Origin of the sequence: Streptomyces sp. SAI-170 (genome assembly GCF_049739565.1) — a bacterium.
Taxonomy (GTDB): Bacteria; Actinomycetota; Actinomycetes; order Streptomycetales; family Streptomycetaceae; genus Streptomyces.
This window is the reverse complement of the sequence record NZ_JBMGQD010000001.1, coordinates 1,785,411-1,800,267: the sequence shown is the minus strand read 5'-3', so window position 1 is coordinate 1,800,267 and position 14,857 is coordinate 1,785,411. Positions and strand designations below refer to the sequence as shown.

General features: G+C 71.8%; 12 protein-coding genes. 11 read left to right on the top strand and 1 reads right to left on the bottom strand.

Features of this window, described 5'->3' with window-relative positions; translation table 11 throughout:
• Positions 1 to 145 precede the first annotated feature (145 nt).
• From RKD23_RS08265 to RKD23_RS08235, 7 genes are all read left to right on the top strand, one after another.
• Entirely contained in the window at positions 146 to 988 is an 843-nt protein-coding gene (locus RKD23_RS08265) for a nitrilase-related carbon-nitrogen hydrolase (protein ID WP_424853068.1), read from the top strand.
• Complete coding sequence (locus RKD23_RS08260) at positions 985 to 2,271, top strand: aspartate aminotransferase family protein (RefSeq protein ID WP_424853067.1); 1,287 nt, start codon at positions 985 to 987, stop codon at positions 2,269 to 2,271. The genes RKD23_RS08265 and RKD23_RS08260 overlap by 4 nt, the downstream gene beginning before the upstream one ends.
• 74 nt (positions 2,272 to 2,345) lie before the next feature.
• Positions 2,346 to 3,908: a PucR family transcriptional regulator gene (locus tag RKD23_RS08255; RefSeq protein ID WP_424853066.1), complete on the top strand. Its 1,563-nt coding sequence runs from the start codon at positions 2,346 to 2,348 to the stop codon at positions 3,906 to 3,908.
• 155 nt (positions 3,909 to 4,063) lie between these two features.
• A complete protein-coding gene (locus tag RKD23_RS08250; RefSeq protein ID WP_424853065.1) occupies positions 4,064 to 4,906 on the top strand; it encodes a nitrilase-related carbon-nitrogen hydrolase in 843 nt (280 codons plus the stop codon).
• A gap of 82 nt (positions 4,907 to 4,988) precedes the next feature.
• Positions 4,989 to 6,392, top strand: a complete 1,404-nt coding sequence (hydA, locus tag RKD23_RS08245) for a dihydropyrimidinase (protein ID WP_424853064.1) — start codon at positions 4,989 to 4,991, stop codon at positions 6,390 to 6,392.
• An 11-nt stretch (positions 6,393 to 6,403) separates the two neighbouring features.
• Positions 6,404 to 7,426 (top strand): TIGR03842 family LLM class F420-dependent oxidoreductase, encoded by a 1,023-nt coding sequence (locus tag RKD23_RS08240; RefSeq protein ID WP_424853063.1) that lies wholly within the window; start codon positions 6,404 to 6,406, stop codon positions 7,424 to 7,426.
• 102 nt (positions 7,427 to 7,528) lie between these two features.
• Positions 7,529 to 9,058 carry an NCS1 family nucleobase:cation symporter-1 gene (locus tag RKD23_RS08235; RefSeq protein WP_424853062.1) on the top strand — a complete coding sequence of 510 codons (1,530 nt, stop codon included), beginning with the start codon at positions 7,529 to 7,531 and terminating at the stop codon, positions 9,056 to 9,058.
• Between the two features lie 22 nt (positions 9,059 to 9,080).
• Here RKD23_RS08235 and RKD23_RS08230 read toward each other — a convergent pair whose 3' ends face one another.
• Positions 9,081 to 9,746 carry a hypothetical protein gene (locus RKD23_RS08230; RefSeq protein WP_424853061.1) on the bottom strand — a complete coding sequence of 222 codons (666 nt, stop codon included), beginning with the start codon at positions 9,744 to 9,746 and terminating at the stop codon, positions 9,081 to 9,083.
• Positions 9,747 to 9,985: 239 nt separating this feature from the next.
• Here RKD23_RS08230 and RKD23_RS08225 point away from each other — a divergent pair, with 239 nt between their 5' ends.
• From RKD23_RS08225 to RKD23_RS08210, 4 genes are all read left to right on the top strand, one after another.
• On the top strand, positions 9,986 to 11,821 hold the full coding sequence (locus tag RKD23_RS08225; RefSeq protein WP_424853060.1) for a gamma-glutamyltransferase family protein: 1,836 nt from the start codon (positions 9,986 to 9,988) through the stop codon (positions 11,819 to 11,821).
• A gap of 86 nt (positions 11,822 to 11,907) precedes the next feature.
• A complete protein-coding gene (locus RKD23_RS08220) occupies positions 11,908 to 12,753 on the top strand; it encodes an inositol monophosphatase family protein (protein WP_424853059.1) in 846 nt (281 codons plus the stop codon).
• A gap of 119 nt (positions 12,754 to 12,872) precedes the next feature.
• A complete protein-coding gene (locus tag RKD23_RS08215; RefSeq protein WP_424853058.1) occupies positions 12,873 to 14,282 on the top strand; it encodes a phytoene desaturase family protein in 1,410 nt (469 codons plus the stop codon).
• A gap of 27 nt (positions 14,283 to 14,309) precedes the next feature.
• Positions 14,310 to 14,819 (top strand): O-acetyl-ADP-ribose deacetylase, encoded by a 510-nt coding sequence (locus tag RKD23_RS08210; RefSeq protein ID WP_424853057.1) that lies wholly within the window; start codon positions 14,310 to 14,312, stop codon positions 14,817 to 14,819.
• Positions 14,820 to 14,857 lie beyond the last annotated feature (38 nt).

Here is a 14,857-nt window from a genome sequence, read left to right as displayed (position 1 = left end):
CTCACCCACGGGAGTGGGAAACACGGGCGACGCCACGCGTTGACGACAATGGTCTTGGCAAGGTCCCCGGGGAGGCATACGTTCATCCCTCTACGCCCTGTTCTACGTGCGTAGAGGCGCTGACGTCCCGTCGAAGGAGCAGCTCATGGCGAACGTCGTCCGTGCCGCTCTGGTCCAGGCCACCTGGACCGGCGACACCGAGTCCATGGTGGCGAAACACGAGGAGCACGCCCGCGAGGCCGCCCGGCAGGGAGCCAAGGTCATCGGCTTCCAGGAGGTCTTCAACAGCCCCTACTTCTGCCAGGTCCAGGAACCCGAGCACTACCGCTGGGCCGAGCCGGTCCCCGACGGGCCGACCGTGCGCCGGATGCAGGACCTCGCGCGCGAGACGGGCATGGTCGTCGTCGTGCCCGTGTTCGAGATCGAGCAGTCCGGCTTCTACTACAACACCGCGGCCGTGATCGACGCCGACGGCACCTACCTCGGCAAGTACCGCAAGCACCACATCCCCCAGGTCAAGGGCTTCTGGGAGAAGTACTACTTCAAGCCCGGCAACCTGGGCTGGCCCGTCTTCGACACGGCCGTCGGCAAGGTCGGCGTCTACATCTGCTACGACCGCCACTTCCCGGAGGGCTGGCGGCAACTGGGCCTCAACGGCGCCCAGTTGGTCTACAACCCCTCCGCCACCCATCGTGGACTGTCCTCCTACCTGTGGCGCCTGGAACAGCCCGCCGCGGCCGTCGCGAACGAGTACTTCGTCGCCGCGATCAACCGGGTCGGGGTGGAGGAGTACGGCGACAACGACTTCTACGGCACGAGCTACTTCGTCGACCCGCGCGGGCAGTTCGTCGGCGAGCCCGCCAGCGACACCAAGGAGGAACTCGTCGTCCGCGACCTCGACTTCGGCCAGATCGAGGAAGTGCGGAAGACGTGGGCCTTCTACCGCGACCGCCGCCCCGACGCCTACGAAGGACTGGTGCAGCCGTGACCAAGGACCTGCTGGGCCGCCACCGCGCCGTGCTCCCGGACTGGCTCGCCCTCTACTACGACGACCCGCTGGAGATCACCCACGGCGAGGGCCGCTACGTCTGGGACGCCGGCGGCAACCGCTACCTGGACTTCTTCGGCGGCATCCTCACCACCATGACCGCGCACGCGCTGCCCGAGGTCACCAAGGCCGTCAGCGAGCAGGCGGGTCGGATCATCCACTCCTCCACGCTCTACCTCAACCGGCCGATGGTCGAACTCGCCGAGCGGGTCGCCCACTTGAGCGGCATCCCGGACGCCCGCGTCTTCTTCACCACCTCCGGCACCGAGGCCAACGACACCGCCCTGCTGCTCGCCACGACGTACCGGCGCAGCAACACGATCCTGGCGATGCGCAACAGCTACCACGGCCGTTCCTTCAGCGCGGTCGGCATCACCGGCAACCGCGGCTGGTCGCCGACCTCGCTGTCCCCGCTGCAGACGCTGTACGTCCACGGCGGCGTGCGCACCCGGGGACCGTACGCGGAGCTGTCCGACAACGACTTCGTCGCCGCCTGCGTCGAGGACCTGAAGGACCTGCTCGGTCACACCCGCCCGCCCGCCGCGCTGATCGCCGAGCCGATCCAGGGCGTCGGCGGCTTCACCTCCCCGCCCGACGGCCTCTACGCCGCCTTCCGCGAGGTGCTCGCCGAGCAGGGCACGCTGTGGATCGCGGACGAGGTGCAGACCGGCTGGGGCCGAACCGGCGAGCACTTCTGGGGCTGGCAGGCGCACGGGCAGTCCGGGCCGCCGGACATCGTCACCTTCGCCAAGGGCATCGGCAACGGCATGTCCATCGGCGGCGTCATCGCCCGCTCCGAGATCATGAACTGCCTGGACGCCAACAGCATCTCCACCTTCGGCGGCACGCAGATCACCATGGCGGCCGGTCTCGCCAACCTCAACTACCTGCTCGAACACGACCTCCAGGGCAATGCCCGCCGGGTCGGCGGACTGCTCATCGAACGGCTGAGGGCCGTCGCCGCGCAGCTGCCGGCCGTACGGGAGGTCCGCGGGCGTGGCCTGATGATCGGCGTCGAGCTGGTGCGGCCCGGCACCGACGAGGCCGACCCCAAGGCCGCGGCGGCCGTGCTGGAGGCGGCCCGTGAGGGCGGGCTGCTGATCGGCAAGGGCGGCGGCCACAACACCAGCGCGCTGCGGATCGCCCCACCGCTCTCCCTGACCGTCGCGGAGGCCGAGGAGGGCGCCGCGATCCTCGAACGGGCGCTGAGAAGCGTCCTGTAGCCCCCATCGGGAGCATCTCGTAGGCCCCCACGGGAGCATCCCGCAGCACCCATGTGAGTCGAGGGAGCGCCGCCATGACCACCGCCCCGGAATCCCTGGAATCCCTGGAGCCCGCCCTGTCGGTCCGCCAGGTGCTCGGCCTGGAGCGGGTGCTCGCCGGAGAGCCCGAGGTGGTGGCCGGGGCGGGCCATCTCGACCGGCCCGTGCGCTGGGTGCACGTCGCCGAGGCCGCCGACGTCGGGGTGATGCTCAGCGGCGGCGAGATGGTCCTCACCACCGGCGTGCTGCTCGCCGGGGACGAGCACAAGCAGGCCGAGTACATCCGCTCCCTGCACCGCGCGGAGGCCGCGGCCGTGGTCCTCGGACTCGGCCGCGCCTTCCCCTCCCCACCGGACGTGATGCGCCGCGCCGCCGAGCGCTGCGGGCTGCCCCTGGTCGTCCTGCACCGGCCCTTCCCCTTCGCTGAGCTGACCGAGGAGGTGCAGTCCCGGCTCGTGCGGCGGAAGTTCGCCGCCGTCAGCCTCTCCGAGACCGTGCGCACCGCGCTCACCGGCCTCATCACCGCGGGCGCCCCGCTGCAGCGGCTGCTCGACGAGGTCGCCCAGCACAGCGGCTGCCCCGTCGTCGTCACCAACCTCGCCCACCGGGTCCTGGCCACCGCGGGGGAGCGGCCCGCCGTGGACGACGTCCTGCGCGACTGGGAACGTATCGCCCGGCAGGCCGGCGGCAGCGAGGGCGACGGCTGGATCCGCGCCGAACTGGGCGGACGCGGCGAGCGGTGGGGCCGGATCGTGCTGTGCGGCTTCCGCGGCGACACCTCCGCCGGGCGCCTCCTCGCCGACCGGGCCGCCGAGGCCCTCGTCCTGCACCGCATGCTCGGCGGAGCGGCCACCTGGGAGGAACAGTCGGCGCAGGGCCTGCTCACCGACCTGGTCTCCGGCGTCGTACCGGCACGGCAGCTGCTGCCGCGGGCGCGGGCCGCCGGACTGCCCGTGAACCGGCGGACGTTCGTGCCGCTCGTGGTGCGTGGGGCACGCCCGGACCGGCTGGAGCGGGTGCTGCGGCTGACCGGGCTGCCGGGTCTGGTCGCCGAACTCGCCGACGAGGCCACGGCCGTGCTGCTCAGCCTCGCCCGCGACCAGGACGCCGACGCCCTCACCGGCCACTTCGCGTCCCGGCTGCGGCAGGAGGGCCCGACGCCCGTCGTGGCCGCCGCCGCGGCACGCCCCGACTGGGACGGCGTACCGGCGGGGCTGCGGGAGGCGCGGCACGTGGCCGACGCGGTCGCCGACTCCACCGCCGTCCTCGAACTGCCGACGGTCGTCCGCCTGAAGGACGTCCACCTGCGCGGTCTGGTCCGGCTGCTGCGCGACGACCCGCACGTGCAGTCCTTCGCGGAGCGGGAGTTGGACGGCCTGCTGCGTGCGGCCGACGACGACCTCCTCGCCGTGCTGCGCACGTACTTGGCGACGGGCCGCAACAAGTCCCGTACCGCACAGCTCCATCATGTCTCCCGGCCCGCGCTCTACCGTCGGCTGGAGGCCATACAGAGCCGCCTCGGCGTCGACCTCGACGACTTCGAGCAGGCGGCCTCGGTGCACATCGCGCTCCTCGCGCATGACGCGCAACAGGGGTGAAACATGCGACGACCTGGGAAAACGGTGGTGAAACATGGGGTCGGTCAAGGGTGACACGGTGCCACGCCGCACCCCCGCAGACGTGACACGGTGCAACTCAAAGCAGCCGCGCGGACTTTCTAGGCTCACCGCACACCGAGCTACCGGAGGTCCCGATGAGCCGAGTGATCCGCGCCGCCGTGTTCCAGACCGCCTGGACCGGCGACAAGGAGTCGATGGTCCAGGTGCACGAGCAGGCGGCCCGAGACGCGGCCGCGCAGGGTGCCCAAGTCCTCTGCTTCCAGGAGCTGTTCTACGGACCGTACTTCTGCCAGGTCCAGGACCCGGCCTTCTACGAGTACGCCGAGCAGATCCCCGAGGGCCCGATCGTCCGCCGCTTCCAGGCCCTCGCGAAGGAGCTGGGCATCGTCCTCGTCCTGCCCATGTACGAGGAGGAGCAGCCCGGCGTCCTCTACAACACCGCCGCCGTGATCGACGCGGACGGCTCCTACCTCGGCAAGTACCGCAAGACCCACATCCCGCAGGTGCGTGGCTTCTGGGAGAAGTTCTACTTCCGCCCCGGGAACAGCGGCTGGCCCGTCTTCGACACGGCCGTGGGCCGCATCGGCGTCTACATCTGCTACGACCGCCACTTCCCGGAGGGCTGGCGGGCCCTGGGCCTCGCGGGCGCCGAGCTCGTCTTCAACCCGTCGGCCACCTCACGCGGCCTGTCCGGCTACCTCTGGCAACTGGAGCAGCCCGCCGCGGCCGTCGCCAACGAGTATTTCGTCGGCGCGATCAACCGGGTCGGGGTGGAGGAGTACGGCGACAACGACTTCTACGGCACGAGCTACTTCGTCGACCCCGAGGCCCAGTTCGTCGGCGAGGTGGCCGGCGACAAGGAGCCCGAACTCGTCGTCAGGGACCTGGACATGGCCAAGCTGAGGGAGGTCAGGGACCGCTGGCAGTTCTACAGGGACCGCGCACCGGGAGCGTACGGCCCCCTGACAGCGCCCTGAGGGGCAGCGCCCCAGGGGCGCGGGGAACTGCGCGACCAGCCACAGACAACCGGCACGTCGACACTGCGAGGAGCGACGCAGCATGAGTACCCGTACCGTCATCCGCGGAGGCCTCGTCATCACGGCCTCGGACGAAATCCACGCCGACGTCCTGATCGAGGACAGCCGCATCGCCGCCCTCGCAGCATCCGGTACCCCCGCAGCGGAGGCATTCTCGGCGGAAACCACCCTCGACGCCACAGGAAAGTACGTCATCCCCGGCGGCGTCGACGTCCACACCCACATGGAGCTCCCCTTCGGCGGCACCTCAGCCTCCGACACCTTCGAAACAGGCACCCGCGCGGCAGCGCACGGCGGCACGACCACGATCGTCGACTTCGCCGTACAGAGCGTCGGCCAGGGCCTCCGCGAGGGCCTGGACGCCTGGCACGCCAAGGCGGAGGGCAACTGCGCGATCGACTACGGCTTCCACATGATCGTCTCCGATGTGAACCAGGAGACGCTCAAGGAGATGGACCTCCTCGTGGAGGAAGGCGTCACGTCCTTCAAGCAGTTCATGGCATATCCGGGCGTCTTCTACAGCGACGACGGCCAGATCCTGCGCGCCATGCAGCGCTCCGCCGAGAACGGCGGCCTGATCATGATGCACGCCGAGAACGGCATCGCGATCGACGTTCTCGTCGAACAGGCCCTGGCCCGCGGCGAGACCGACCCCCGCTACCACGGCGAGGTCCGCAAGGCGCTCCTGGAGGCCGAGGCCACGCACCGGGCCATCAGGCTGGCCCAGGTGGCCGGCGCACCTCTCTACGTCGTGCACGTCTCGGCGATGGAGGCGGTCGCCGAACTGGCCAAGGCGCGCGACGAAGGCCTGAACGTCTTCGGCGAGACCTGCCCCCAGTACCTGTTCCTGTCCACGGACAACCTCGCCGAACCGGACTTCGAGGGTGCCAAGTACGTGTGCAGCACCCCGCTGCGCCCGCGCGAGCACCAGGCCAAGCTGTGGCGGGGCCTGCGCACCAACGACCTCCAGGTCGTCTCCACCGACCACTGCCCCTTCTGCTTCGTCGGCCAGAAGGAGCTGGGCCGGGGCGACTTCTCGAAGATCCCCAACGGTCTGCCGGGCGTGGAGAACCGGATGGACCTCCTCCACCAGGCCGTCGTCGACGGGCACATCTCGCGCCGTCGCTGGATCGAGATCGCCTGCGCGACCCCGGCCCGGATGTTCGGCATGTACCCGAAGAAGGGCACCATCGCGCCGGGCGCCGACGCCGACGTCGTGATCTACGACCCGCACGCCGAGCAGGTCGTGTCCGCCGAGACGCACCACATGAACGTCGACTACTCGGCGTACGAGGGCAAGCGGCTGACCGGCCGGGTGGAGACGGTGCTCTCGCGGGGTGTGCCGGTCATCACCGAGCGGGAGTACACGGGCCGTGCCGGGCACGGCGTCTACACCCCCCGCTCCACCTGTCAGTACCTCAACTAGGAGCGGTGCCCATGGACTTCGGACTCGTCCTGCAGACCGACCCGCCCGCCTCGCGGGTCGTGAGCCTGATGAAGCGCGCCGAGCGCAACGGCTTCCGGTACGGCTGGACCTTCGACTCCGCCGTGCTCTGGCAGGAGCCGTTCGTGATCTACAGCCAGATCCTGGCGAACACCACCAAGCTGAAGGTCGGCACGATGGTGACCAACCCGGGCACCCGCACCTGGGAGGTCACCGCCTCCACCTTCGCCACCCTCAACGACATGTTCGGCAACCGCACGGTCTGCGGCATCGGCCGCGGCGACTCCGCGATGCGCGTGGCCGGCCGCAAGCCCAACACCCTGGCCCGGATCAGCGACGCCATGAAGGTCATCCGCGCACTCGGACGCGGCGAGGAGGCCGACCTCGGCGGCGGCACGGTCGTCAGGTTCCCGTGGATCAGGCCGGGCGCCGAACTGCCCGTGTGGATGGCCGCGTACGGGCCGAAGGCGCTGAAGATGACCGGCGAGGAGGCCGACGGGTTCATCCTCCAGCTCGCCGACCTCTACCTCACCGAGTACATGGTCAAGGCCGTGAAGGCGGCCGCGGCGGACGCCGGGCGCGACCCCGACGAGGTGACGATCTGCGTCGCCGCGCCCGCCTACGTCACCGCCGACGACTCGCCCGAGGCGCTCGGCCACGCCCGCGACCAGTGCCGTTGGTTCGGCGGCATGGTCGGCAACCACGTGGCCGACCTGGTCGCCAAGTACGGCGAGCACTCCGCGCAGGTCCCCGACGAACTCACCGCGTACATCAAGGCCCGGCAGGGCTACGACTACTCCCACCACGGACGCGCCGGGAACCCCGACACCCAGTTCGTGCCGGACGAGATCGTCGACCGGTTCTGTCTGATCGGCCCCGCCGAGCGCCATGTCGAGAAGCTGAAGGCACTGCGCGAGCTGGGCGTCGACCAGTTCGCGGTCTACGACATGCACGACGCGCAGGAGGCCGTGATCGACGCGTACGGCTCGCAGGTCATCCCCGCGCTCAACGGCTGAACCCGCACGACAACTCCCCCTGGTCACCCCTCCCCGCCGTCCCGGGGAGGGGCTCGTGCCCGCACGGCCTCTCCCGTCCCACCTCGTTCGATTGGCCTGCCCATGACCGACACCGCTCCCTCCGCCATACCCCCGACCGCCCAGGTCACCCTCCCCGACGGGCGCGTGGAGATCGCGCCGGACGCCCCGCAGCCGAGCGGCCCCTACGCCAACGAGGACCTGCTCCCGGTTCCCGTGGCGGGCCGCACCTGGACGACGTACAACTTCTCCGCGCTGTGGGTCGGCATGGCCCACAACACCGCCTCCTGGACGCTCGCCTCCGGTCTGATCGCCGTCGGCATGGACTGGAAGCAGGCGGTGCTGACCATCGCCCTCGCCAATGTGATCGTGCTCGTCCCGATGCTGCTGACCGGGCACGCGGGACCGAAGTACGGCATCCCGTTCCCGGTGTTCGCACGCGCCTCCTTCGGCATCCGCGGCGCCAACCTGCCCGCTGTGGTGCGGGCGTTGGTGGCGTGCGGCTGGTTCGGCATCCAGACCTGGATCGGCGGGGAGGCGATCTACTTCCTGGCCGGGAAGCTGATCGGCTCGGGCTGGACGGACGCCGGGAAGGTCGGCGGCTACGCCTGGACGATGTGGCTGTCGTTCGCGATCTTCTGGGCGCTCCAGGTGGCGATCATCTACCGCGGCATGGAGACGATCCGCCGCTTCGAGAACTGGGCGGCGCCGTTCGTGCTGGTCGGCGCGTTCGTGATGCTGTGGTGGATGAGCAGCAGGGCGGGCGGTCTCGGCCCGCTGTTCGACCAGCCGTCGAAGCTGGGCTGGGGCGGCGACTTCTGGAAGCTGTTCTGGCCCGCCCTGATGGGCATGATCGGCTTCTGGTCCACGCTGTCGCTGAACATCCCCGACTTCACCCGCTACGGCAGGAGCCAGAAGGCCCAGACCTGGGGACAGGCCCTGGGTCTGCCCACCACGATGACGCTGTTCGCTTTCCTGTCGGTGCTCGTCACCTCCGGCTCGCAGGCGGTGTACGGCGAACCCGTCTGGGACCCGGTGCAGTTGGCCGCCCGCACCGACAACGAGGTGGGTCTGCTGTACGCGTTGGTGACCGTGCTGGTCGCGACGCTGTCGGTGAACGTGGCCGCGAACCTGGTCTCCCCGGCCTTCGACTTCTCCAACATCGCGCCCAGAAGGATCAGTTTCCGCGCCGGAGCCCTCGCGACCTGTGTCCTCGGCGTGCTGATCTTCCCCTGGAAGCTGTACTCCGATCCGCAGGGCTACATCTTCACCTGGCTCGGCCTGGTCGGCGGGCTGCTCGGCACGGTCGCCGGCATCCTCATCGCCGACTACTGGATCCTGCGCCGCGGCCGCCTCGACCTCGTCGACCTGTACCGCGAGGGCGGGCGCTACTGGTACCGGGGCGGCTGGAACTGGCGGGCCGTCGTGGCGTTCCTGACGGGCGGGGTCCTCGCGATCGGCGGAGCGAGCTTCGAGCCGATCCTCGACGGCCGGCCCGTCCCGGCGCTGGAGCCCCTCGCCGACTACGGCTGGGCGGTGGGCCTGGGCACCTCGCTGCTGCTGTATCTGCTGCTGACCGCGACGACGGGCACCCGGGACCGAACCACCGTATGACGCAGGCCTGTTGGAGGACGGATCAGGCGCTGCCGCCGTCCTCCAGCGTGGCCATCGCCTCCTTGGCGGCCTTGATGGCGCCCTTGTTGATCTCGTCCGTGCTCGGGGCCTGCTTCGACTCGAAGTCGCTGCCGTTGTAGGTGACGATCACCAGCGCGTTGTCGGACCGGGCCAGCACCACGCCCTCGCGGGTCTCCTGGTCGTCCTCGGTGGTGAGGTTCACGACCGAGTAGGCGGCGTCACCCAGACCGGGGACCTCGCCACCTCCGTCGCGGTCCGCGACGCGCTCCTTGTACGACTTCTCCGCCGCCGCGTCCGAGTCCATGACCTCGAAGGACACGTCCAGCCAGCGGTAGTCGTAGCCGTCCAGCGCGTTCCACGAACAGGTGCGGCGCTCGTCGGAGTCGGAGGACGGTATCTCCTTGCCGGCCGTCTTCGCGCCGGGCACCAGCGAGCCGATCGTCTTCTTCCCCAGGCTCGTGCAGGGCGCGGGGGCGGCGCCGTACGTCTTCGGCGCGGCCGTCGTCGAGGGGCCGGACGCCGACTGTCTGCCTGTCTCCTGGCGCGGCGCGTCCTGCGCGGCCGACGGGGTCTCGGGGCCGGACGCGAGGGCCCACCCCGCGCAGGCGAGGACGGCGACGGGCGTCAGACGTGCGGTGAGGGCGAGCGGCAGAGGAAGAGAACGCACGGGCGCACTTTTCGTGGGGGACGGTGCGGAAGCAGTCCGCACTGCGGACAGGGGGACGCCAGTGTCACACGACTGGCAGTGGGGCGAAAGTGCCAACTCGCTCCGTACGCAGGCGGTGACGGGGGCGAACGGCCGACGGCCCTTGTGCCCCGTTATGTCCCCTCGGTGGGCTGCCGCCGCCGACGCGTGGGCACTTACGATCACACGAGCCGTCGTCGCCATCCCCGAGGAGTCCGCCCGTGTTCACCACGCGTCCCACCCTCCAGGGCACCTTCGGCATGGTGTCCAGCACGCACTATCTGGCCTCGCAGTCGGCGATGGCCGTGCTGGAGGACGGCGGCAACGCCTTCGACGCGGTGGTGGCGGGGGCGTTCGTGCTGCACGTCGTCGAGCCGCACCTCAACGGCCCCGCGGGGGAGGTACCGATCCTGCTGGCCCCGGCGGGCGGTGAGGTGCGGGTGCTGTGCGGGCAGGGCGTGGCCCCGGCGGGGGCGTCCGTCGCGCACTACCGGGGGCTCGGGCTCGACCTCGTGCCCGGCACCGGCCCGCTCGCCGCGGCCGTGCCCGGCGCCTTCGACGCCTGGCTGCTGCTGCTGCGCGACCACGGCACCAAGGACCTCGCCGAGGTGCTGAAGTACGCCGTCGGGTACGCCGAGCACGGGCACGCGCCCGTGGAGAACGTCGGCGCCACCGTCGAGACCGTACGCGAGCTGTTCGAGACCGAGTGGACGTCGTCGGCGGAGGTCTATCTGCCGGACGGCGAGGCACCGCGCCCCGGCCGGCTGCTGCGCAACCCCGCCCTCGCCGCCACCTGGAAGCGCCTGCTCGCCGAGACCGCCGGCGCCGGGGACCGGGAGGCACGCATCGACGCCGCCCGGGAGGTGTGGCGCACCGGCTTCATCGCCGAGGCGCTCCTGCGGCAGTCCGCCCGGCCCACCCTCGACACCAGCGGCACGCACCACACCGGCACCCTCACGGCCGCCGACCTCGCCGGCTGGTCGGCGACCTACGAGACGCCGGTGACGTACGACTGGAACGGCTGGACCCTGTGCAAGGCGGGCCCCTGGAGCCAGGGCCCGGTCCTGCTCCAGCAGCTCGCCCTGCTTCCGCCTGAGCTGCCCGCGTACGGGTCCGCCGAGTACGTGCACCTGCTCGTCGAGGGCTGCAAGCTCGCCATGGCCGACCGGGAGGCCTGGTACGGCGACGCGGCCGAGGTGCCGGTCGCCGAGCTGCTGTCGGAGTCGTACAACGCCGGGCGGCGGAAGCTGATCGGCGACACGGCGTCGTACGAGCTGCGGCCGGGGAGCCCGGGCGGGCGCGGTCCGCTGCTGCCCGACCACGCGCGCGTGGCCGCTTCGGTCCCTTCCGGGCCCGGCCCGATGGACGCCCTGGGCGTCGGCGAACCCACCGTCGCGGGGCCCTCCACCTCACCCGTGCCGGGGGAGCCGCGGGTCGGCGCCGACGGAGGAACCCGGGGCGACACCTGCCACCTGGACGTCGTCGACCGCTGGGGCAACATGGTCGCGGCCACGCCCAGCGGCGGCTGGCTCCAGTCCAACCCCGTCGTGCCCGAGCTGGGCTTCCCGCTCGGCACCCGGCTGCAGATGGCCTGGCTGGAGGAGGGCCTGCCGAACTCCCTCACGCCCGGCCGCCGCCCCCGCACCACCCTCACCCCGTCCCTCGCGCTGCGCGACGGCGTGCCGGTGCTGGCGTTCGGCACGCCCGGCGGCGACCAGCAGGACCAGTGGCAGCTGCACTTCTTCCTCGCCGCGGCCCTGCGCCCGCCGGTGCGCGGCGGTCTCGACCTGCAGGGCGCGATCGACGCCCCGAACTGGCACAACGACTCCTTCCCCGGCTCCTTCTACCCGCGCGGGATGCGCCCGGGCAGCCTGACCGTGGAGTCCCGGACGCCCGAGGAGGTCGTGGCCGGGCTGCGGCGGCGCGGGCACGACGTCACGGTCGGCGACGCCTGGTCGGAGGGGCGGCTGTGCGCGGTCGCCCGGGCCCCGGAGACGGGCGTGCTGTCGGCGGCGGCGAACCCGCGCGGGATGCAGGGGTACGCGGTGGGGCGCTGAGCGCGGTCACCCGCTGTTCATCCCGGTTCCGCCCGGTGTGCACGGCCCGGGTGGGGATTGTCAGTGGCGCGTGATCTCATGGAGGCATGATCGAAGACACGGAAACCATCGACGAGTTTCTCGCCCGCCACTCGGCCGACGTGGAGGAGGCCGTCCGTGCGGCGGCCGACGCCGAGATCCTGCCCCGCTTCCGTCAGCTCGCCGCGCACGAGATCGACCAGAAGAACGGCCCGCACGACCTGGTGACGGACGCCGACCGCAAGGCCGAGCTGTATCTCACCGAGGCGCTGTGCGCCCTGCTGCCCGGCTCCGTCGTCGTCGGCGAGGAGGCCGTGCACGCCAACCCCGCGTCGTACGAGGCGATCAGAGGCGACGCCCCGGTCTGGATCGTCGACCCCGTCGACGGCACCCGGCAGTTCGTGCACGGCGAGGACGGATTCTGCACCCTGATCGCCCTCGCCCGGCACGGCGTGCTGCTCGCCTCCTGGACGTACGCACCCGTCCGCGGCCAACTGGCCACGGCGATACGGGGCCAGGGCGCCTTCCTCGACGGCGAGCGCCTGTACGCAGGACCGCCCACCCCGGGCCGTGACCTCCAGGTCGCCACCTCCCACCCCGACTACACCACCGACGAGCAGAAGCACGCCCTGCTCGGCCTGTGGACCGATGGGGTCGCCCCGCGCGCGTGCGGCTCGGCGGGCCTGGAGTATCTGGCCGTCGCGCGAGGCGAGTTGGACGCCACCGCCTTCTCCTGGGAGGCGGCCTGGGACCACGCGGCGGGCCTGCTGCTGGTCGAGGAGGCGGGCGGCGCCCACCTCACGCTGACCGGCGAGCCCTTCCGCATCACGGGCGGCAACTCCCTGCCCTTCACCGCGGCCAGGGACGCGGCCACGGCCCGGCGCGTGCTGGGCCTGCTGTCGGGGACGGCCTGACCCCAGGGAGTACAGGCCCGTTGGGTGAGGAGGCCTTCCAGGAGCGGGTGTTGTCGGTGCCGCGGCATATCCTGACCCCAGAGGCCATCGGCTGACGAAGGAGTCCGAAGGTGCCGACCATGTTCGATGCGGTCGTGGTGGGAGCGGGGCCCAACGGGCTCACGGCCGCTGTCGAGCTGGCCCGCCGCGGTTTCTCCGTGGCCCTGTTCGAGGCGCGCGACACCGTCGGCGGGGGAGCCCGCACCGAGGAACTGACCCTGCCCGGCTTCCGCCACGACCCGTGCTCGGCCGCCCACCCGCTCGGCATCAACTCACCCGCGTTCCGCGCCCTGCCGCTTCAGGACCACGGGCTGCGCTGGCTGCACGCCGACCTGCCCATGGCCCACCCCTTCGACGACGGCACCGCCGCCGTGCTGTCCCGGTCCGTCGCCGAGACGGCCGCCTCCTTCGGCCCGCGCGACGCCGGCGCCTACCGCAGACTGGTCGAGCCCTTCCTGCCGCGCTGGGACGCCCTCGTCCGCGACTTCATGTCCCTGCCGCTGACCGCGCTCCCGCGCGACCCCGTCACCCTCGCCCGCTTCGGCCTGCTGGGCCTGCCGCCCTCCACCTGGCTGACCCGCCGCTTCCACGACGAGCGCGCCAAGGCCCTCTTCGCCGGGCTCGTCGCCCATGTCATCGCCCCGCTGAACGGCCTGGCGACCGGCGCGATCGGCCTGGTCTTCGCGCTCGCCGCGCACGCCCGCGGCTGGCCCGTCGCCGAGGGCGGCAGCCAGTCGATCTCCGACGCGCTCGCCTCCCTGTTCCGGGCCCACGGCGGCACCGTCCACACCGACTACCAGGTCAAGCGCCTGGACGACCTGCCGCCCGCGCGCGCGTACGTCTTCGACACCTCGCCCACCGCCCTCGCCCGTATCGCCGGCCTCGGCGGCCTGTACGACCGCTACCGCTACGGCGCCGCCGTCTTCAAGCTCGACTACGCCCTCGACGGGCCGGTGCCGTGGACCGCGAAGGAGGCCCGCAGCGCGGGCACCGTGCAGGTCGGCGCGACCAGTGCGGAGATCGACACCGCCCTGCGTGCCGCCTCCCGCGAGGGGCGTGCGCCGGAAGTGCCGTTCCTGATCACTGTCCAGCCCAGCGTCGTCGACCCCACCCGGGCGCCCGACGGCAAGCATGTCTTCTGGGCGTACGGACATGTCCCGAACGGCTGGACCGGCGACCTCACCGACGCCGTCGAGCGCCAACTGGAGCGCTTCGCCCCGGGGTTCCGCGACCGCGTCCTCGCCCGCGCCATCGCAGGGCCGCCCGAACTCGCCGCCCGCAACGCCAACTACGTCGGCGGCGACATCGCCACCGGCGCGTTCACCGGCCTGCAGACCCTGCTGCGTCCCCGGCTGTCCCTGTCGCCGTACCGCACCCCGCACCCGGCCGTGTTCATCTGCTCCTCGGCCACCCCGCCGGGCCCCGGCGTGCACGGCATGTCGGGGCACAACGCGGCGAAGGCGGTCTGGAGACGACTGCGGCAGGGCTGAGCCCGGGCCCATGGAAGGCTGATCAGCATGACCACCATCACCCTCGTCCAGGGAGACATCACCCGGCAGAGAGCCGACGCCATCGTCAACGCGGCCAACTCCTCCCTGCTGGGCGGCGGAGGCGTCGACGGCGCCATCCACCGCCGCGGCGGCCCCGCCATCCTGGAGGACTGCCGCCGCCTGCGCGCCGGCCACCTCGGCAAGGGCCTCCCCACCGGCCGGGCCGTCGCCACCACCGCCGGGAACCTCGACGCCCAGTGGGTCATCCACACGGTCGGCCCCCGCTACAGCCACGACGAGGACCGCTCGGCCCTGCTCGCCTCCTGCTACCGCGAGTCCTTGCGCGTCGCCGACGAACTGGGCGCCCGCACCGTCGCGTTCCCCGCCGTCTCCGCCGGCATCTACGGGTGGCCGATGGACGACGCGGCCCGGATCGCGGTGAGCACCGTACGGGCCACCGACACGGCGGTCGAGGAGGTCAGGTTCGTCCTCTTCGACGAGCCGGCCTACGAGGCGTTCGCCGCGCAGCTCCGCTGACGCGGACGTCGACGCGGCCGCCGACGCGAGCCGGTCGC